Annotated in this window: 17 protein-coding genes; 13 read left to right on the forward strand and 4 right to left on the reverse strand. The window is 37.4% G+C overall.

Translation table 11 applies throughout. The features are described 5' to 3' along the window. Both B5X70_RS08940 and surE read right to left on the reverse strand, forming a co-directional pair. Positions 1-300, reverse strand: a complete 300-nt coding sequence (locus B5X70_RS08940; protein WP_079557560.1) for a hypothetical protein — start codon at positions 298-300, stop codon at positions 1-3. A 105-nt stretch (positions 301-405) separates the two neighbouring features. Beyond that, positions 406-1,212, reverse strand: a complete 807-nt coding sequence (surE, locus tag B5X70_RS08945) for a 5'/3'-nucleotidase SurE (RefSeq protein WP_079557561.1) — start codon at positions 1,210-1,212, stop codon at positions 406-408. Between the two features lie 335 nt (positions 1,213-1,547). On the opposite strand from surE, the gene pheT reads away from it, so the two are divergent. Further along, positions 1,548-3,998, forward strand: a complete 2,451-nt coding sequence (gene pheT / locus B5X70_RS08950; protein WP_079557562.1) for a phenylalanine--tRNA ligase subunit beta — start codon at positions 1,548-1,550, stop codon at positions 3,996-3,998. Positions 3,999-4,016: 18 nt separating this feature from the next. Here pheT and B5X70_RS08955 read toward each other — a convergent pair whose 3' ends face one another. Then, positions 4,017-5,159 (reverse strand): helix-turn-helix domain-containing protein, encoded by a 1,143-nt coding sequence (locus tag B5X70_RS08955; protein ID WP_079557563.1) that lies wholly within the window; start codon positions 5,157-5,159, stop codon positions 4,017-4,019. A 616-nt stretch (positions 5,160-5,775) separates the two neighbouring features. Between B5X70_RS08955 and B5X70_RS08960 the strand changes: the two genes are divergently transcribed. The 11 genes from B5X70_RS08960 to B5X70_RS09010 all read left to right on the forward strand — a co-directional run bounded on the left by B5X70_RS08960 (position 5,776) and on the right by B5X70_RS09010 (position 17,380). After that, positions 5,776-6,153, forward strand: a complete 378-nt coding sequence (locus B5X70_RS08960; RefSeq protein WP_079557564.1) for a hypothetical protein — start codon at positions 5,776-5,778, stop codon at positions 6,151-6,153. Between the two features lie 138 nt (positions 6,154-6,291). After that, a complete protein-coding gene (locus B5X70_RS08965) occupies positions 6,292-7,407 on the forward strand; it encodes a DUF4221 family protein (RefSeq protein WP_157666446.1) in 1,116 nt (371 codons plus the stop codon). Between the two features lie 396 nt (positions 7,408-7,803). After that, on the forward strand, positions 7,804-10,062 hold the full coding sequence (locus B5X70_RS08970; protein WP_079557566.1) for an O-antigen ligase family protein: 2,259 nt from the start codon (positions 7,804-7,806) through the stop codon (positions 10,060-10,062). 405 nt (positions 10,063-10,467) lie between these two features. Continuing rightward, positions 10,468-10,698 carry a hypothetical protein gene (locus B5X70_RS08975; RefSeq protein WP_079557567.1) on the forward strand — a complete coding sequence of 77 codons (231 nt, stop codon included), beginning with the start codon at positions 10,468-10,470 and terminating at the stop codon, positions 10,696-10,698. A gap of 59 nt (positions 10,699-10,757) precedes the next feature. Continuing rightward, positions 10,758-11,822 carry a BF3164 family lipoprotein gene (locus tag B5X70_RS08980; RefSeq protein ID WP_079557568.1) on the forward strand — a complete coding sequence of 355 codons (1,065 nt, stop codon included), beginning with the start codon at positions 10,758-10,760 and terminating at the stop codon, positions 11,820-11,822. A gap of 316 nt (positions 11,823-12,138) precedes the next feature. Then, positions 12,139-12,360, forward strand: a complete 222-nt coding sequence (locus B5X70_RS08985) for a hypothetical protein (RefSeq protein ID WP_079557569.1) — start codon at positions 12,139-12,141, stop codon at positions 12,358-12,360. A 99-nt stretch (positions 12,361-12,459) separates the two neighbouring features. Further along, positions 12,460-13,506 (forward strand): hypothetical protein, encoded by a 1,047-nt coding sequence (locus B5X70_RS08990; RefSeq protein WP_079557570.1) that lies wholly within the window; start codon positions 12,460-12,462, stop codon positions 13,504-13,506. Between the two features lie 70 nt (positions 13,507-13,576). Next, positions 13,577-14,101: a hypothetical protein gene (locus tag B5X70_RS08995; RefSeq protein WP_079557571.1), complete on the forward strand. Its 525-nt coding sequence runs from the start codon at positions 13,577-13,579 to the stop codon at positions 14,099-14,101. Positions 14,102-14,280: 179 nt separating this feature from the next. Then, positions 14,281-16,023: a hypothetical protein gene (locus tag B5X70_RS09000; protein ID WP_143255052.1), complete on the forward strand. Its 1,743-nt coding sequence runs from the start codon at positions 14,281-14,283 to the stop codon at positions 16,021-16,023. A gap of 88 nt (positions 16,024-16,111) precedes the next feature. After that, entirely contained in the window at positions 16,112-16,621 is a 510-nt protein-coding gene (locus tag B5X70_RS09005; RefSeq protein ID WP_079557573.1) for a hypothetical protein, read from the forward strand. A 240-nt stretch (positions 16,622-16,861) separates the two neighbouring features. Next, entirely contained in the window at positions 16,862-17,380 is a 519-nt protein-coding gene (locus tag B5X70_RS09010; protein WP_079557574.1) for a hypothetical protein, read from the forward strand. 138 nt (positions 17,381-17,518) lie between these two features. Here B5X70_RS09010 and B5X70_RS18060 read toward each other — a convergent pair whose 3' ends face one another. Beyond that, complete coding sequence (locus tag B5X70_RS18060) at positions 17,519-17,656, reverse strand: hypothetical protein (RefSeq protein WP_157666447.1); 138 nt, start codon at positions 17,654-17,656, stop codon at positions 17,519-17,521. Between the two features lie 483 nt (positions 17,657-18,139). Between B5X70_RS18060 and B5X70_RS09015 the strand changes: the two genes are divergently transcribed. Then, positions 18,140-20,182, forward strand: coding sequence for an O-antigen ligase family protein (locus tag B5X70_RS09015; RefSeq protein ID WP_079557575.1), 2,043 nt, complete (start codon positions 18,140-18,142; stop codon positions 20,180-20,182). The last annotated feature ends 348 nt before the right edge of the window (positions 20,183-20,530 follow it).

Below are 20,530 nucleotides of genomic sequence, written 5' to 3' on the forward strand. Positions count from 1 at the left end.
TTACTGAGCCATAAAAATAATCAAAGCCACAACACCGTATATCATGGTGGCCGTTAAAACTCCCCTTGCACTTTTCATCCACTCCTTTTTCAACCCGATAAAAAAGAACAGCAAATTGGGAATTACACTTAAACTCAACAACTTTCCCAAACTGTCCCACTCATTGAGTTTCGAAAGGAATTCAATATAGGTTCCTGCACCGGGATACCTGAAATGATAAATGAGCAAGGAGGCTATCAAAGGGACTATAAATCCAATAATTAAACCTGTAATTTGGTTGTTTTTCCAATTTCTATTCATCTGTTAATAATTTGTTTTTCAATAATCAGATGGAACTCGACAGCTAGTGATCTCCTTGAGTGTTGAAACATTCGACATGGCTCGTTTCATCTGTGGAATTTATTTTCAAACAATCTGATGAGAAGCAACCCTGTCGAGACCCGCATTTTTCAAATGCTCCAGGGAAGGTTGGTGTGTGGCATCAATGGTACAGGGTACCACGGATACATAACCGTTATTAAGCGCCCATTCATCGGTATCGGTGGATTCGGGTTCATTATTCTGGAAATGTCCGGTCAGCCAATAATAGGTTCGTCCTCTGGGATCGATTCTTTTATCGAACTCTTCAACCCAAACACCTTTGGCCTGGCGACAAACTTTAATCCCATTTATACTTTTTCCTTTAGGGATGTTAACATTATAGCAAATACCCTGTTCCATGCCGTTGCTAAGCACAAAACTGAAGATTTCACGACAATAGTGGATGGCATTTGAAAAATCGGCTTCAGGATGATGATCGAGCAGAGAAAATCCTATGGCAGGAATTCCATTTAAGGCACCTTCTCTGGCTCCTCCAATGGTGCCTGAATAATGCATGCTCACAGAACTGTTGGTTCCGTGATTAATTCCTGATACAACAAAATCCGGTTTTTTCTCCAAAAGAGAATTCATCGCTAGTTTTATACAATCGGCGGGAGTTCCGTTTGTTTTATAAATCTCCAGTCCGGGTTCATCTGTTACTTTTGTAAGATATAAAGGATATTTCACTGTAATGGCGTGTGACATGCCGGACATAGGCTGATCAGATGCCACAACCAAAAGATCTCCAAACGGCCGAACCACCTCAATCAAAGCCTTTAATCCACGCGCTTCAACCCCGTCATCATTGGTCACTAATATCAAAGGCCTGTGGTTGGTACTTATTCTTTCCATGTTTACTTGTTTAAGAAATCAAAGATAACATTAAAGGAAGAAACAACAATGGGTATTTATTGATCTCTATTTGAAAAATCAATCCTCACTCCGTTTCAACCATAGGATGGACCAACCGCTTCAACCAATCTGCTATTGTTTATATCATGCCCGGACATGGACCGGATCTGTTTCATCACCCCCAATACCGAAAATTAATTGCCAATGCAGTCGGGTACGTATCAAAACAAACGGAATAATTTTTCGCTCCATAAAAGTAAAATGCTATTTTTGTGAATTCTTAAAGAACTCACAAAAAATTGTAATTATATAATTAACAGATAACCGCTACTGGCATGGATATTTCATATAACTGGCTAAAAAATTACATCAATACCGATAAATCACCTTCTGAAATTGCTGCTGCATTAACTGCTTTGGGACTCGAAGTTGGCAGTATTGAAGAAAAAGAAACCGTTAAAGGAGGTTTAAAAGGACTGGTTGTTGGAAAGGTTCTTTCATGCCAAAGACACCCAAACGCTGACAAACTTAGTGTAACCACAGTAGATGTGGGGACAGGTGAACCATTGCCCATTGTTTGTGGAGCACCCAATGTTGCGGCCGGACAAAAAGTGGTGGTAGCCACGGTGGGAACAACCCTATACAGTGGGGAAGAATCGTTCGTTATCAAGAAAACAAAAATACGCGGAGAAGCATCAGAAGGGATGATTTGTGCCGAAGATGAAATTGGACTGGGAACCAGTCACGATGGAATTATGGTGCTGAATCCCGAAACAAAAGTTGGAACACCCGCTGCTGAATATTTCAAAATTGAATCGGATACCATATTTGAAGTTGATTTGACCCCAAACCGCATTGATGGGGCCTCCCACATTGGCGTAGCTAGAGATTTGGCGGCATCGCTTCAACTGACCGACCCCAATATTAAAGTAACAAAACCATCGGTTGACGATTTCAAAACCGATAATAACAATTATCCGATAAAAATTACCGTTGAAGATGCAGAGGCATGTCCGCGATACAGTGGAGTGACCATTTCCGGGGTAAAAGTCACGGAATCGCCCGACTGGCTTAAAAACAGACTCCTGAGCATTGGTATGACACCCATCAACAATATTGTTGACATCACCAACTTTGTTTTGCATGAATGTGGCCAACCGTTACATGCGTTCGACGGAGATCAGATAACCGGTGATCATGTTGTTGTAAAAACCATGTCTGCAGGCACTAAATTTATCACACTCGATGAAAAAGAGAGAACACTCCACGAAAAAGACCTGATGATATGCAACGAAACTGAAGGCATGTGTATTGCCGGAGTTTTTGGAGGAATTAAAAGCGGGGTTACTGAAAAAACCACACGTATTTTTCTCGAAAGTGCCTGCTTTAACCCGGTATATATCCGTCAAACATCTCGACGCCACCTTCTTTTCACCGATGCATCATTCAGATTTGAAAGAGGCTCCGACCCAAACATCACAGTTTATGCTTTAAAACGAGCGGCACTTCTGATAAAAGAAATTGCCGGTGGTGAAATATCGTCCGAGGTTGTGGACGTCTATCCAAACCCGGTAACTGATTTTAAAGTAGATGTAAGCTGGAAAAACATCACCCGTTTGATAGGGAAAATCATTGACCAAACCCTGGTGAAAAAAATTCTGACATCCCTTGACATCAAAATTACCAATGAAACCGAAACCGGATTAAGCGTGGCAGTTCCGCCATACAGGGTTGATGTGCAACGTGAGGCCGACGTTATTGAAGAAATTCTTAGGGTTTACGGTTTCAACAACGTTGAAGCCCCCACAACTGTAAACTCCACCATTGTTTACTCGCCACAGCCCAACCATCACCAGTTACGAAACGAAATTTCCGCACAATTGGCCGGAAGCGGATTTCAGGAAATCATGTGCAACTCCTTAACAAAGTCGGCCTATTACGATGATTGCACCGAATTTCCTGCATCACGAACTGTTATTCTGGCCAACCCTTTAAGCAGTGATTTGAACGGCATGCGCCAAACTTTACTTTTTGGAGGATTGGAGACCATTCGTCACAACCGAAATCGCCAACATCAGGATTTAAAACTGTTTGAACTTGGAAACTGTTATTTTCTGAAAGGAAACAGTGATGTTACTGTTCAGGAAAGTTACATTGAAGAACAACGCCTCTCGTTGTTCATGACAGGACACGTGGCATCTGCCAATTGGTATTCTCCTGCAAAAAAAGCATCCTTTGCCGACATTAAAGCACATTCAGAAAATGTACTGTTAAAGATGGGAATATCACCTGAAATGTGTCAGGTTTCAGGCATAACTCCCGGACTGCTTTCTGACGGACTGGAATATAAAACTGGAAATTCGGTGCTTTTGACCATCGGCATGGTGAAAACCAAACTTCTGAAGGAGTTTGACATTGATGAAGCTGTTTTCTTCGCAGAATTTAACTGGGATAATCTGGTGAAAGCATCCTCCCGTCAACAAATTACATACTCAGAACTGTCCAGATTCCCTGAAGTGAAAAGAGACCTTGCGCTCTTACTTGATGAATCTGTTCAGTATGCTGCCATTGAACAAACAGCCCGAAAAACAGAGAAAAATCTGCTTAAGAGAATCTCCTTGTTCGATGTGTACGAAGGTGATAAAATTGGCGCAGGAAAAAAATCCTACGCGGTGACCTTTGTACTGGAAGACACATCAAAAACTCTTACAGACAAACAGATTGATAAAACCATGCAGAAACTGACCATGGCGTTCGAGAGAGAACTGGGAGCGAAGTTAAGGTAAGCAAGAGACCAATAGGTTTTAACCCTTCAAAAACTTCCCCGGTGTGATGCCTTCAATTTGTTTAAACGCCCGGATAAAAGAACTGGCTGAGCCAAAACCTGATTCTGATGCAAGATAATCCAGAGAATAATCACAAGCAGGGTTGTCTTTCATCAGTTTCTTTGCATACTCAACCCTGTAACGGTTGATAAAGCCATTAAAACTCTCACCAAACTCTTCGTTAATAATACTTGAAATATAGGTTCGGTTAGTATTGAGCTTCTTACAAAGCAATGTGATTCGTAAATCAGGCATCCGAAACAACTCCTCTTTAACCATCAAATCAAGAATCAAATCTTTTAGCAACTCTCGCGTTGTGGTCAATTGCGGAAGAGAATCGGTCTCCTCAGACTCCTCCTCTACATCCTTTACCGTAAATTGTTGAATACTTCCCTGATAACCAATTAAAAACAACAAAACAGAAAACAAGCCGGAAGGAATAATTAGCATTTCAGGATGATCAAGAAAAAAACCACGACCAATCACATTCACTGTTGAGCTGGTGATGGATGTAAATAAAAAAACCAGGCTCAATAACCTCACCCATATCAGTTGTCGGTTTTGCAGATTGCTGTAAAATTGTAATAAACGATCATCATACTGACTCGCCAATCTATATCCTGAAACCAAATATATGATTACCTGAAAAGCAAATACAATCCGACTGATAAAAAAAACAACAGCCATAAGGGAAACATTACCACCCATAAAAATTGTTTCACGATTCTGATAAATCAGTACTTCACGATAATAGACCATTTTATCTTCCTGTGAAGAATAGTACATTATTACTGAAAGAATAGTGGCCAAAACAGCAGCTGGCGCAAAATGCCAAACATTCCGATAATTGATCTTAACATCTCGTGTTAACATCCTAACGTAACAATAATAAAGGGGGTAAACAGACAAAGAAGTGAAAAGATACAACGAGTCCAATGCAATATAAAACTCCTTATAACCAAGAAAATAAGAAGCATGAGTAAAAAAAAGCAAAGCAGAAAAAAACATAAACACCGACAAAACAAGTGCCGGAGGATTATTCATTCGTCCTTTTAAAAAAAGTAAAATCGCCCATATTACAGTGATATAAAATGGACTAAGTGCAGTTATTAAAAAAAACATTTTCCCATCTGTTCAAAAATCATTTGCAATTTATGTAATATAAATTTAATTTTCATAAATTGATTACAGGGTTTATAAACAATAAGTGATTAAATTAGTTGTGAGGATTCCATATTCAAGAAAAACACACAGGTGGGATGAGGTCTCAGGCGTTTAATTTATAGTATAAGATATAGAGGTTAAGTATTTTAAGTTTATGGTTATAAAGTGAGTAAGATATACATTTGACAATAAGGGGTTTCTTCAACGATTTAATTACAGCTAAAAAATATGGTCTCGAAATTATCTGCTTGTTTGCAGTCGGGCTGGATGTGCATTCAATCCGCTTGTACAAGCAAGTTCATTTCACAAAAATCGATTTGCAGGTGACTCTTTTTCCCTTAACCATCATCCCTAACCATTCCTGATACTCGGAATTCCGCTATGCTTCATTCTGCTGCGCTTCGAAATCTTGAACTTAAAACCTTGAACTTAAAACATTACCAACCTCAACACCCTTGGGCTAAAAACAATAAATAACATCCCCCCCCAAAATTTGATTTTAAAAACATATATTATACTTTTGTAATAGTTAATCATACTTTAATCCAAACCTAAAAACACCCAAAACCCAAAAATGAGAACCTATACTAACCATATCCATACCTCTTTCCAAGTGCTGCTGATAGCTACTAAGCTTTGCAACGTATTTCTGTCTTTCACAGGATTTTTCAACGACCTTCTTACTTCCAAACTATTCGGACTGGGAATGGCATGCCTTCTTGTTTTTGCAATAGCTACAGGTTTTTTCTCAGTGGCAACTGTGTTTAATATGAATGTGTTACAAGGTAATAGTGCCGGGGATGTTTCGTTAGACAGTATACTTGTGATGGCGCAGGCGCAGGGCGATGAGTCAAGTAATGAGCCAAGTAACAGGAGATGTGTCATTTGGGATGGTGAATGTTGGCCTACACTTAGTGAAGATCCTGATTGGCCAGCATGTGCAGGGTGCTAATAGTTTTAGTAGCCGGTCTGATATAAACCACATCAGACCGGCTACCCCCTATAGTGGAAAAACTCCACAATTACTGTTTTAACATTTAACCGACCATAATTTATGATCACAAATACATATAAATTTTATGTACTAATCATGACATTTCTCTCCATTATGTCATGCAACAATAAAGCTATATTTATTGAATCAAGTCAAAAACTGTCAAAACAGGAATCTCTTCTTTCAATCAAGATTCCTCCTAATTTCCACCCGCAAAGCAAATACATTCAGGTTCTTAAAGGAGACAGTTCTAAAAACATACTTGCATATGGTAGTAATAACCAAATACATTTTTTCTGTTTAGAAAGTTTGAGTTTACAAAAATCAACTAACTATCAGCAGTATGGCCCCGAGGGAATTTCAACTTATACGGGCTTCCATGTAATAAATATGGACTCTGTTGTCTTAACATCGCAAACCTCAGTTATATTGACAGACACTTACGATAAAATCCTCCAAAAATTGGATTTTATCGAATGGAACTCGCAACACACTGACCAACCATACCTCATTTTTGCTCCATCACGTGGGAGCAGGAATAGTGCGGTAAGAATTAATGATAATATATTTTTCTTGAGCTTTCAATTTGATCTTAAAAGTGATGATTTTAAAAACACGCCTATTGGCCTATATTACAACCTCAAAGACAATAGCATGCATGAAGCGGAAATGAAATATCCTGAATTTCCTTCAAATTACACAAGCTTATCTCACAATCCTACGATGGCGATTAAAGATAATTGTTTAATATATTCATTTAGTGTTCTTGATGAAATCTATCTCTTTGATAAAACTAAAGGGGTTACAAATAAACAGAATTTCAGCAGATTTAATAGAGTTAGAGTTAACACTAATTCTGGTGGCAATAGTTTTTATAATCAAATTAAAAGACCTCGATACTTATCAATTATATACGATCCTTGGAAAGATGTTTTCTATCGGATATTCTACCCAGGGTATGAGGTGTCAGGGAATTACGATGATAATTATTACTTTTCTTTGATTGCTACACCTCCTGTTTTTTCTGTAATAATAATAGATTCTGAATTTAAAATTATTGGAGAAACAACCATGCCGTTTCAACATTATGATCCTTCTTCAAATTTCATAACAAAAGACGGATTATTTTTCGGTTTACACGAAAACCACCCCGAATTCGATCCAGATCATCTGAAATTCGCAAGATTTACTGTTGAACCAATAAACCAATAACAAGAAGTTATCCGCATATAGCATATCGTTTTTTTAATATTTGGCCTGTCCTGCGCCCTTGTTAGTCCTTAATCTTCTTATATACAAAACATCAACAACACAGTAAACAATGACAATTTACAAACCATTCCCGGTTCTAGGCTTCCGGAATCATCAAATATTATGTATCAGAATTATATTGTGTTTAAATTCCGCAACACTGAAAACATTAAACTTTAAACATTGAACTTAAAATATAATCAACCTCAACAACCATGCGCCAAAAACATAAATTAAGTATTATTAACATAACCCCCCCCCCGATATTTGATAATATAAATAATGTTAATACATTTGTAATAGTTACAATTTCTTTAATCCGAACCCCAAACAAAGTAGAGACCCTAATTCCCAAAAATGAGAACCTTTACTAACCATATCCACCTCTCTTTCCAAGTGCTGCTTATTGCTACTACGCTTTGCAGCTTATTTCTAACTTTCACAGGATTTTTCAACGACCTTCTTACGTCCAAACTATTCGGACTGGGAATGGCATGCCTGTTTGTTGTGGGGTATTTTGTTGTTTCTTCACTTTTCAGGAAACAGTTAAAAGTATCTGCAATTGATGTTTTGGTGTTACTGTTCGCAGCATGGTATTTTATTAGTGAGCTGATTTCTGGCAGCGCTTTAAGACCTTTGGATCATTTATTATTTCCACTGCTCCTTTGGGGAGTAATCTATATGTTTGTTCGGCAGGCATCTGGCAACATGTACTTTATATTGGGTGTGGCTATTGTTTGGATGATGGTTGTTTGCGCACAGGCGATACTGGGTTTAATGCAACTCTATGGCTTTGAGAAGTCATTCCACGGCCTGTTTAGTATTACAGGAACATTTCACAATCCCGGACCATTTTCGGGGTTTGTGGTTAGTGGATTGCCGTTGGCATTGGGGGTAATTTGTTACACAAAGATTCACGGAGACAGTACGGAGAAACACAGAGGAATTTATTTAAAATGGGTGAACATCATCCTACCCTACGGTTTAATTGCCAAATATGCTATTCAGACTTTGGCATGGATAACTCTGATAGCAATATTGCTGATACTTCCGCCTGCTCAATCACGAGCGGCTTGGATTGCAGGCATTGCCGGTAGTTTATTTGTACTTGCCGGACACCCTAGGCTGTTAGCCTTTAAAGAAAATCTGAGAAATAAGTTTTTATCATTAAAAAAACCCATACGCATTCTGCTATTAACCGCCATTTTGCTACCCTTAGCCACAGCAGCTTTTGGCCTCTATACTATGAAACAAGGCTCAGCCGATGGCCGCCTGCTCATGTGGCAGGTTACCTCTCAACTAATAAAAGAGCGCCCCATCACCGGACACGGCGCAGGCGCCTTCAATGCCCTTTACATGAACGAACAGGCCAACTGGTTCTCATCCGGCAAAGGCACCGAAGCCCAGGCCATGGTAGCCGGCTCACCCGAAGCCCCCTTCAACGAACCACTAAAACTATGGCTCGAAAAAGGACTCATTGGAATATTGATAGTCGGTGGAATTCTATATCTTATATTTTTCAAAAAAAGAACCAACAACCAAAAACTCTCAACCAACAACATTAAACTTCAAACCTCAAACTTTGAACCTAAAACTTCAAAAAACCTTCAACCCTATAACCTTTCGACCCAAAACCATAAACTCACAACTATAAACTATCAACCATCAACCCCGAACCATCAACCATCAACCATCAACCCTGAACTATTCCCGATTCTCGGGACTTCGCTACGCTACGCAACCCAAAACCATAAACTCACAACTATAAACTATCAACCATCAACCCCGAACCATCAACCATCAACCATCAACCCTGAACTATTCCCGATTCTCGGGACTTCGCTACGCTACGCAACCCAAAACCATAAACTCACAACTATAAACGATCAACCATCAACCCAAAACTTCGAACTATCAACCGCAATAAAAGGAGCCCTCTTAACAGTCTTGACTTTCAGCCTATTCTCTTACCCCTTCGACATCAGCTCATTCATCCTGCAACTGGTCATTTTAGTAGCTATACTGGCAGGCACCACCAAAACACTGTTTAGCATTAGAGGAGGGAAAGTCCTGTTTCTGACAATTCCGGTAGCCATGCTATTAATCGCCGCAACCATTCATTTCATACCCCAGCGGCAATCACATTACCAAGCCATGAAAATCTGGCAGGAGGCCGACCGCTTTTACAGTTTTGGAAGCTACCATACAGCAGTTGACGCTTACGAAGAAGCCTTCCCGGCACTCCAAACCACCGGCCTCTTCCTGCAAATGTATGGCAAAGCCCTCAACATGGATGAACAACACCAAAAAAGCAACGAAATACTGGCAATGGCGCAACAACGCTTCAGCAGTCAAATCATCCAAAACACCCTTGGCGACAACCACAAAGCCCTGGGTAATTACCCCGCAGCCGAAGCCGCATACATTAAAAGCACAAACATGATACCATCATTACTATTACCAAAATATTTACTGGCCAAACTTTACACAGAAAGCGGCCAACACCATAAAGCCAAACAAACCGCCGAAGAGATCCTCAACAGCCCGGTAAAAGTTGAGTCCTCGGCGACGAGAGAGATTATTAATGAAATGAGATCAGTTATCAATGAGCAGTGAACAGTGAACAGTTATCAGTTATCAATGAACAGTCATCAGTGAACAGTGAGTTAACTAATAACTGAACACTGATAACTGATAACTGATAACTGGTAACTGAACACTGATTTTTCTGGGAAAAAGAAGAGGAAGCCCCTGTGCTCCTACGCCCACGCTTCCTCTTCCGACTCCCTCCAAACTTAAAAAAGAAAGGAGGTAAAACGTTTATGAAAAAAATCGTCAGTATTATGCCGAAGAACTTCGGTATAATGTGACAAAGATAAAGTTTTAAAACAAATTACGATAACTGAATTATTCGGTTACAAAAAATGTACCTGCCAGGCAGTGATGCATTTCTATTAAAAGTTTTAATTCAACAAGCTGTTTTCAAAACAGCTAATCTTTAAACAAGTAATTTTTATAACAATGAAGAAAAAGTTAATTTTTGCAATAGCAACAGGTTTTTTCGCAGTAGCAACTGTAGTTAATATGAACATGTTACAGGCTGATAGTGCCGGGGATGTTACGCTGGAGAGTATTGCAACGATGGCGCAGGCGCAAGTAGAATGGGGAGGTAGTAATGGCATCTGTATGAACATACCTTGGGGTTGGTGCTTGTGGGATGACGGTTTTTTTATTAATGGCATATTCATTTAAACAAGTTTTATGCGGAAAAGCTTATGCTTTTCCGCATAATTAATTCACTTTGAAAAACTATGAAAAACATAATCAAAATACCTTTCGTTATTGCAATATTTTCGATTATTGCAAATGGATGTAACCCTAAGTATAAACCAGATTATCCGATTTACCATATACAAAATGATGTTGTTAATATTGATTCCGGTTTTTTTGGCAATCCTAACAAGATGCTAATCTCAGATTCTCTATTGTTCTTCGAAGATGAAGTAAATAACTACTATTTTGGTGTAATAGACATTAAAAACTTGATTTTTTTAAAGAGGTTTGGGAAAAAAGGCAGTGGGCCAAATGAGATTATCACGCCGTCTAGTTTATTTATAAAAAATGAAAAGTTTTCCTTTAATACCGTTAACACAAATATAATAGCAGAATTTCCTTTCAAAGAAATTTTCAATTCTCCTACTGAACCTAAAATGAACATTATTGCAAATCTAAGAGTAAAAAATAAAGAGGTAATGTATTCATTTATGACTCCCTTAATGATTGATAAATACTATTTAGCAACAGGATTCTTTTCAAATGGAAAATATGCTCTAATTGATGTTAAAAATAATAGAGATTCCATATTTGGCTTTCATCCTATAACAGAAAATATTGGACAATTTGAATTAGGAATTATTTTTCAATCGGTACTTGTACATCATCCTAGTAAAAGAAGAGTTGTAAATGTTAGTCTTCTTACAAATGATCTATTAGAAGTAATTACCTATTGCGAAAATCAACAATTTACAATTAAATCAAACACTTCATCATATAATCCAACTTTAGCAACAACAGGAGAACGGATTCATTTATCATCTGAAAGCAAGTTTACTTACCTTAATTTCTCTGTAACCGATAAGTTTATTTACCTGTTATATTCAGGTAAATCAGTCGCTGAACATGGTTATGATGCTGCATTTGGTAATACAATTCACGTATTTGATTGGGAACTTAATAAAGTATGTGAATATGTTCTGGATTTTAATTTACAGTCAATAGCAGTTACTGCTGATGATAGATATTTATATTCTTTTGGAGCTATAACAAGTAATGTTGAATTATTAAAATGGAGTTTAACTCATAATAGTAGAAGTTAATTTTCGCAATAGCAACAGGTTTTTTCGCAGTGGCAACAGTGTTTAATATGAATATGTTACAGGCCAATAGTGCAGGTGATGTATCGTTGGAGAGTATTATGATTATGCAGCAGGCCGAGGCGGAAAGTTTTGGTTGTCCAAATGGTTGTCTGACATCTAGGGGCATGTGTTATTGTTTTGGATTCCATCGATATGAGGAAAAAAGATGGTAATGCTATTGTTTACTTGGACTGCCTTTTATTGGCAGTCCAAGTTTTCACGTCTCAGCTTATTCAAACTTCTTTCACATATTTCATTAAACAACTAATTTAAAAAAATGAAAAAGAAATTAATTTTTGCAATAACAACAGGTTTTTTCGCAGTGGCGACTGTGTTTAATATGACTATGTTACAAGCCAATAGTAGCGGTGATGTTTCATTGGAGAGCATTATGATTATGCAGCAGGCCGAGGCGGAAAGTTCTGCTAATCCATGTGGTAGCACTAAGGGCTATTGTTATGATCGTGGGTGGAGACCCTTTATTGAACTTCACTGGTAACATCATGAATAACTAAATAAATAAAAGAAGTGAAATAGAGTTGAGGTTATAATTCAGCTCAATTATTCACTTCATAACAAGTAAACTAACGTCAATATTATGAAACTTTTAAAATACATAAGCCCAATTGTATTCATTGCTCTAATTGGATGCAATAACCATAAACTTGATAATGCAAAACCATTCAGTATCCAAGCAGTTAAAACAGTGAATATTCAAGATCTAATTGTGGATTTTAATAAGGATTTCTATGTGCGGTTTGGAGATTTTCAATTAATTGGCGACTATTTAATGTTTAATGATTTTACACCAACAAACGAAAAAGGAATCCACATATTTAACAGAAGTTCTTTTGAATATATTACAAGTACAGGTGTATTGGGAAGAGGCCCTGGAGAGATTACCAGATTAGGACAAAGTGTTATCAGTTTTTGCGGAGACTTCTTTTGGGTTGATGACTACGGTTTAGAGGTTAGATGGAAATTTCCTATAGATAGTGTCATTAGTAATAAGAACTTCTTACCTTCTATTAATAAAGCGATGGACAGCAAAATGTTTTTAGTAGATTATGAGCTTATAAATGATAGTATAGCACTGGGAATTGCTGTAGTTCCGTTAAGTGCTAATGCAGCGGAAATGACTTTGGCGAAATATAATTTTAATACCTCCAAAACGGAAAGGTACGGATATGAGCATTCTGCAATTAATGATCACCGACAAACATATTCAAGTTTTAAGCTGGATAGAAAAAATGATAGATATATAAGGGGTTATGTGAATTTAGACCTTATGACTATTTGTAATTTAAACGGAGACTTAATATATAACATATGTGGACCTTTAATCAACAATCAAAATAATGAATTTAATCAATACTTCCAAGGAGTAGATATTTATAAAGACTTGATACTTGCTTCATACCTAGGAGATAAGCATGTAATATTAGAAGAAGGTCAACCAGCACAAATGGAATATCCATCTAAGTTATTAACTTTCAATAGTACAGGAGATCTTATTAAAGTAATTGAGACAGGATATAGCTTTTCTTCATTTTGCATAGATGAAGTCTACGATAGAGTAATTCTCTATTTTGAAGATAAAGAGAACCCTCTCGGTTATTTTTCCTTAGAAGGGATTTTAAACTAATTGTTAAATGGAGTTATTTTGAATTAACTTACAAATTTAATTGAAAACAATGAAGATTAAATTATTAGTAATGTCATTTACTATTCTGTTCTGCTCCTGTTCCCGTGTTTCTCAAAGCGAAAATGAGCTACGCTCAATATTAAACACACAACTAAATATAGATCAATTCGATTCCGTAATACACAGGGATTCGAAAATATCGTTTCAGCTGTTCAGAGAGACATATAGTTATTTATCCGTGGTTTACCTTCAGGAAGGCTGCATGCCTTGTTACCCCAAATTTGTAGAATGGCATCAAGAAATGGAGAGAATTGGTAACATATCAGACTATTCAGTGCTTTTCATCATACAAACAGAATGGCCTGATGTTTTTTTCAAGAAAACCAGCGAAATCTCCAATAAAAGTGACGAAAGGTTCTACATCATCATCGATCCAGAGCATCAGTTTTTCATCAAGAACAACCAAATTCCCAACTGGATTATGAACAGCTCTATGCTGATAGATAAAGAAAATAAAATAAAAATGGTTGGCGCACCATGGATTAATGAAGATATGAAAAATCTGTTTTATAAAACAGTGAGCAGTGATCAGTGAAACGGAAAACGGAAAACGAAAAACGGAGATGAAGCGTATCGGAATTCCGCACAGCGCAATAAACCATAAACAATGAACGGTGAACGGTGAGTCAAGAAAAACAGGTTTGAGTAAGTAGTAATCAAAAAACAACGATGCGAATTAACAGTTTTAATAAAATAGTAATAAACATAAACTGCTTGCTGGTAGCAGTAATTCTATTAAATGGTTGTAACAACCACAACCATTTAAATAAACTTGATTTTAATAAAGATGGTGTTTTAATACTGAACAACTGGTATATGGTAGGCCCGTTTAGCTACGACACAACGCTGCAAAGCGCCTATACCACGTTTTTTAATGACGATTTGGCAAAATACAACATTAAAGAATCGCATCTGAGTCCATCAAATGCAAAAAAACTGTCAGGTGAGGGGGTACCAGTAAAATTTATTACCGATAAATTCTTAACCAATGATTTGAAGCTTTTCACCGATTCCATTGAACACAGAAGCAATGTGTACTTAACCACCAATGTTTATTCAGATTCCGAATTAGAACTTTATATGATGGTGGATGGGGCGGCGTCATATTGCATTTGGTTAAATGGGAAATTAATTTATTTAGAAAGAAATAAAAAGAATATTAGCAAGTTTTGCGATAAGTTTTTAAAAGTCCAATTGAAACAGGGTAAAAATGTTTTCTCAGCTAAAATTAATCGTGAGTCTAATCTATATGCATGGGGTTTTTTTATTGCATTAGCCAATAGAGAGAAGTCTCAGGAAATATTCCGAACAAATTATCATGAAAATTTTATCATCAACCCACTTGTAGGAGATTCCATAAAGTTTTACGTCGGTCCTTATGAAATCAATACTGCAAAGGCTACCTGTATGGATGACACATCGCTTTCTTATGATTTACTTTTTATAAAATCTGGTAATGAACAAGAATTATTTAAGACAAGTAGCTTAAAAGATGGATTCTATAAAGCATATTTAGATTCAGAAGGCACAATGTTGTCACAACTTTTTTTTAAAGGCGATTTACATTCATTTTATAAGAAACTGGTTTATGAAAACGAAAACAAAGGTGAGAAATTATTCAGTAATGAGGAATTTGAATCCCTGAAAGGGAGAATTAATTTTTGTTATGACAATTTTGATTCTCAAGGTGAAAGTGCTGTAAAATATTACAACACAAATTTAGTTAATTGGATATACAGGCTCTACTCCTTAATAAACAACACTTCGTCCACGCCAAATAATGACTTTGCTTTTCGAGTGGTTGATTTGCCCAAACGTGAGAAAAAACTAGAATACTTAATAAAACTACCTGAAATTTATTATAAATCGCAATCCATTCCCTTAATTGTAGTTGTTCCATACGAAATACCATGTTCAATATTTTCTACAAGTTGGTATACTGCAAATTACGAGCAAATTCATATTGATGCTAAATTGGCATGTGAACGAGGATTTGCAATTTGCTATTTATATGGCAATGGTCCGGAATATTCACCTGATGATTTTCAGGAGGAGTTTATTAATGTTCTTGAGCACATATCTGATTATTATAAAAAAATTGATGCAAATACAGTGTATTTAACCGGTACTTGCTCAGGAGCAACAAGATCACTAATATTGGCAAATCAGGTTCCGGAACGAATTGAAGCAGTTTCTTTAAGATCACCACTTCCTCAAGCAAATTACATAGATATTCACTTTAATAAAATAAGGAATATTCCTATTAATATCCATCATGGCATTTATGACAGTCAAATCCCTATTAATTCAATGAGGAAATTTAAAAATGATTTACAGAATAAATTTTCTAATTTTCAATATGCTGAACATGAAATTGGACATGACAGTTATCGAAAAGATAATAGGAAATATGATTTTAACTTTTTCAAAGAAATACACACTGATAAAAAGCGATAGAAAGCCAAAACACCAAAAAGACAAACCATCAACTATAAAAACCTAAAACATATAATGAAAAACCCAATTCCCACTAATACTATTAATCATGCTAACCTCCTGCTCCCAGCCCTCCCAAACTGAGCAGGAGCTTAGGGAAGTCCTTAACTCAACCCTCAAAATTGAAATGTTTCAAATCATACAACACCGGGATTCTCTCATCTCAATGGAGCAGTTTAGAGAACGGTACAACCATCTGTCAGTGGTTTACTTACAAGACGGCTGTAGCCCCTGCTACCCCAAATTTGTGGAGTGGCATCAAAAAATGGAAGAGATGGATGATGTTCCCGGGCATACTCTTCTGTTTGTTATTCAAACAGAAGAGTATGATAGTTTTATTAGGAAAGTAAGAAGTTTGGGAGAAGAAATTGATGAAAAATATTACATCATCATCGACCCCGATCATCAGTTCTTCATCAACAACAACCAAATTCCCGATTGGATTATGAACAGCTCCATGCTGATTGATTCAGAAAATAAAATTAAGATGGTTGGCGCACCATGGATCAATGAAGATATGAAAACACTGTTTTATAAAACCATAGGCAGTGAGCAATGAACAGTTATCAGTCAACAGTTAACAGTGATCAGTGAGCGATGAACAGTTATCAGTCATCAGTGAAAAATGAACAGTTATCAAAAAAGGAACAGTAAACAATGACCACTTACAAACCATTCCCGATTCTCGGAATTCCGCTATGCTTCAACTTCGCTTCGCAAAGAAACCTGCAACCCTTAACCCAAAACAATAAACTATCAACCATGAACTCGAAACAATAAGCCCTAAACAAAAAAACAAATGAGAAAAACATTAATTCTTCTATTTTTATCTTTCAGTATTTGTAGTTTCCATCTGACAGGGGAAGAAAAAAATACAAATAAAGAACAACAAGGACAATTGCTCAGGGAGAAAGGAGAGTATGTTATTGAAGATAGCATCATCATCGAATTTAGTAGTGCCTCAAATTGGTCAGTCGTTAATAAGAATGGCAGATCAAACATTTTCCAAAGAGAGAATGGTTCTTACTTTAAGTTGGTTCCCGCTTGTCTAAAAACAACACTTGAGTCACTTTTAACGGACTCAACCGGCTATGCCGATTCTATTTATAAACTATTAAGCAGCATAGAATTTGGTGAAACTTTAAATTTCAGAATGTTTAGTCCGGTAACAACATATGAGAAAGATACTTTTTATTTAAGCGGACACCTTATTATAAACAACATAGCTTTTAAAATAGATGGAATCCTATACACCGAAAAAGACAAATCTCATTTCACCGAATTGGTCAACTCTTTTTCCCTTAACTATAAACCATAAACAATGAACTATTCCCGATTCTCATGACTCAGCCGCGCTGCGCAACCCTCAACTCTAAACTATCAACTATGAACTATCAACACAAAACTCTAAACTAACAGTAATATCATGAAACATCTAACATCCCTATTCATCCCATTAATCCTCTACGCCTGCTCCACCTCCTCCGCCGGCGATGCATCCCGAATCTGAAGCGGCTGAAGTCGCCAGACTCTCATACGTTGAATCATACGTTACCGAAGTGGGAACTGTGACAGCCCAAAAAGAAATTTGCACCTCAATTAATTTAACTCACGAAGGCTTGGTGATATAGAAATGATCAGTTTCTTAAATAACTATTTGGCATATTGTAGCAAAGTTTAAGCGAAGCGAAAAGGCTAATAGATTTTAATACTTCTCCAAAAACCTACTTTCAATAATTTTTTCCGCAAATCGCTATATAATAAACATAACAAAACCACAAACACATATTTATTCATATAACATTGTACTATTGTGTTTTACGTACAAATTCACCCCTATAATCAAATGCATTTTCACTAAATATATCTAAATTTTAAACATAATTATCTAAAATTAGAAGCCAAAATCCCAAGCTTGTTGTAGGTTTGAGACACAATAGGATTTCACCCGTATGACATTATTCTTGTTTTACACCAAAAACCTATAACTTAAATCCTAATAATTAACCCATCCATTAACCATAATTCGAAAATTAAATACACTACCTTTAGTATAATATACTTTCAGATAATATTAGTGGCTGCACTTTTTGCTACTGTGTTTTTGGCAAAAGGTGGTTTGTTTAATGCCCTTGTTACGGTAAAACAATACGGGCTTGAGCAGGTTGCTTTAATCCCCGCGCTTTTTCTGGTTATATCTTTCCCTTTTATCAAATCTATACGTTTTACTATTGCTGATACTTTTGTTCTACTTTTTGCTATCTGGTACATTTTTAATGAAATAATAATATCTGGCACACCGTTTCGTTCTACCGGGCAAATCTACTTTGATGTTGTACTATGGATGGTGGTTTACCTTTTTGTGCGAGGAGCCTCACATCGACTTGTGTTTGTTTGGGGCGTAGCCGTTATTTGGATGATTGTAACAATAATGCAGTCAGGATTAGGTTTATTGCAACTGTATGGATTTGAAGTCTCCTATCACGGACTATTTTCAATTACCGGTACATTCCACAATCCCGGACCGTTTTCGGGGTTTTTGGTTAGTGGGTTACCACTGGCATTGGGGGTTTTGTGTCACACTAATTGTTACACAGAGGTGAAACGAAGTGAAATTCCGCTAAAGCGGAAAAACAGTGGAGACACAGAGAGACACGGAGGGTATTATATAAAATGGGTTGGCATTACCCTATCCTATGATTTAATCGCCAAATACGCCATCCAGACTTTGGCATGGATAACACTAGTATCAGTTTTTCTGGTATTGCCGCCGGCTCAATCACGTGCGGCTTGGATTGCAGGTGTTGTTGGATGTCTTTATCTTGTTATAGCCTATCCGGGAATCCTGCCAATTAGAGACAACCTATTCAGGCGAATAAAAAAAATAAGTTTTCCGGTACGTGCATTATTTTTCGCAGCATTTCTGCTCATGACTACCGCCTCAGTAGCCGGACTATACATCATGAAACAAGGCTCAGCCGATGGCCGCTTGCTCATGTGGCAGGTAACTTCCCAACTAATAAAAGAGCGTCCCATTACCGGACACGGCACAGGAGCTTTCAATGCCCTTTACATGAACGAACAGGCCAACTGGTTCGCATCCGGCAAAGGCACCCAAGCCCAGTCCATGGTAGCCGGCTCACCAGACGCCCCCTTCAACGAACCACTAAAACTATGGCTCGAAAATGGACTTATTGGAATATTATTAGCCGGAGGAATTCTATATCTTATATTTTTCCAAAAAAAACAACCAACCCCAAACTTTGAACTTCAAACATTAAACTTGAAACCCACAACCATAAACTCTCAACTATCAACCCATAACCATCAACTCACAACTATAAACTATAAACTATCAACCATCAACCCCGAACCATCAACCCAGAACTATCAACCATCAACCCTAAACCCTAAACTCATAACCGGAATAAAAGGTGCGTTAATCTCATTGCTAACCTTCAGCCTATTCTCCTACCCCTTCGACATCAGTTCTTTCATTCTGCAACTGATCGTTTTAGTGGCAATATTGGCAGGCACCACCAAAACAGTGTTTAGCATTACAGGAAGAAAAGTCCTATTCCTGACCATTCCGGTAGCCATACTATTAATCGCCGCAACCATCCATTTCATACCCCAGCGACAAACACATCATCAAGCCATGAAAACCTGGCAAGAGGCCAACCGCTTTTACAATATAAGAAGTTACAACATATCCGCAGAAGCTTACAAAGAAGCCTTCCCGGCGCTCCAAACCAACGGCCTGTTCCTGCAAATGTACGGCAAAGCCCTCAGCATGGACGATCAACACCTAAAAAGCAACGAAATACTGGCCTTGGCACAACAACGCTTCAGCAGTCAAATCATACAGAACACCCTTGGCGACAACCATAAAGCCCTGGGCAATTACACCCAAGCCGAAGCTGCCTACATCAAAAGCACAAACATGATACCATCATTACTATTACCAAAATATTTACTGGCCAAACTTTACACCGAAAGCGGCCAACACCATAAAGCACAACAAACCGCCGAAGAGATTCTTAACAGTCCGATAAAAGTTGAGTCCTCGGCGACAAGAGAGATTATTAATGAAATGAAATCAGTTATCAATGAGCAGTGAACAGTCATCAGTGAACAATGAACAGTGAACAGTGAACAGTGAACAGTGAGTTAACTAACTAAACACTGGTAACTGATAACTGGTAACTGGTAACTGATAACTGGTAACTGCTAACTGAACGCTGATTTTTCTGGGAAAAAGAAGAGGAAGCCCTCTAGCTCCGACGCTATTGCTTCCTCTTCCGACTCCCTCCTAACTTAAAAAAGAAAGGAGATTAACATGACGTAAAGATAATGAATTTAGAACACACGGTAATTCTGTTATACGTGAATTCGAAAAATGCACCTGCAAGGCAGTTCTGCATTTTAGTTTGCAATTATTTGAACAACGGCTGTTTAATTAAACAGC

The organism is Alkalitalea saponilacus, from assembly GCF_900168165.1.
Classification (GTDB): Bacteria; Bacteroidota; Bacteroidia; order Bacteroidales; family Marinilabiliaceae; genus Natronoflexus; species Natronoflexus saponilacus.

What these genes read in the sequence shown, in the direction of transcription:
- B5X70_RS08980 (WP_079557568.1), top strand. Translation starts at nt 10,758, where the DNA reads ATGAAAAACATAATCAAAATACCTTTCGTTATTGCAATATTTTCGATT.
- B5X70_RS08995 (WP_079557571.1), top strand. Translation starts at nt 13,577, where the DNA reads ATGTCATTTACTATTCTGTTCTGCTCCTGTTCCCGTGTTTCTCAAAGC.
- B5X70_RS09010 (WP_079557574.1), top strand. Translation starts at nt 16,862, where the DNA reads ATGAGAAAAACATTAATTCTTCTATTTTTATCTTTCAGTATTTGTAGT.
- pheT (WP_079557562.1), top strand. Translation starts at nt 1,548, where the DNA reads ATGGATATTTCATATAACTGGCTAAAAAATTACATCAATACCGATAAA.
- B5X70_RS08975 (WP_079557567.1), top strand. Translation starts at nt 10,468, where the DNA reads ATGAAGAAAAAGTTAATTTTTGCAATAGCAACAGGTTTTTTCGCAGTA.
- B5X70_RS08990 (WP_079557570.1), top strand. Translation starts at nt 12,460, where the DNA reads ATGAAACTTTTAAAATACATAAGCCCAATTGTATTCATTGCTCTAATT.
- B5X70_RS08940 (WP_079557560.1), bottom strand. Translation starts at nt 300, where the DNA reads ATGAATAGAAATTGGAAAAACAACCAAATTACAGGTTTAATTATTGGA.
- B5X70_RS08960 (WP_079557564.1), top strand. Translation starts at nt 5,776, where the DNA reads ATGAGAACCTATACTAACCATATCCATACCTCTTTCCAAGTGCTGCTG.
- B5X70_RS08965 (WP_157666446.1), top strand. Translation starts at nt 6,292, where the DNA reads ATGACATTTCTCTCCATTATGTCATGCAACAATAAAGCTATATTTATT.
- B5X70_RS08955 (WP_079557563.1), bottom strand. Translation starts at nt 5,159, where the DNA reads ATGTTTTTTTTAATAACTGCACTTAGTCCATTTTATATCACTGTAATA.
- B5X70_RS08970 (WP_079557566.1), top strand. Translation starts at nt 7,804, where the DNA reads ATGAGAACCTTTACTAACCATATCCACCTCTCTTTCCAAGTGCTGCTT.
- B5X70_RS08985 (WP_079557569.1), top strand. Translation starts at nt 12,139, where the DNA reads ATGAAAAAGAAATTAATTTTTGCAATAACAACAGGTTTTTTCGCAGTG.
- B5X70_RS09005 (WP_079557573.1), top strand. Translation starts at nt 16,112, where the DNA reads ATGCTAACCTCCTGCTCCCAGCCCTCCCAAACTGAGCAGGAGCTTAGG.
- surE (WP_079557561.1), bottom strand. Translation starts at nt 1,212, where the DNA reads ATGGAAAGAATAAGTACCAACCACAGGCCTTTGATATTAGTGACCAAT.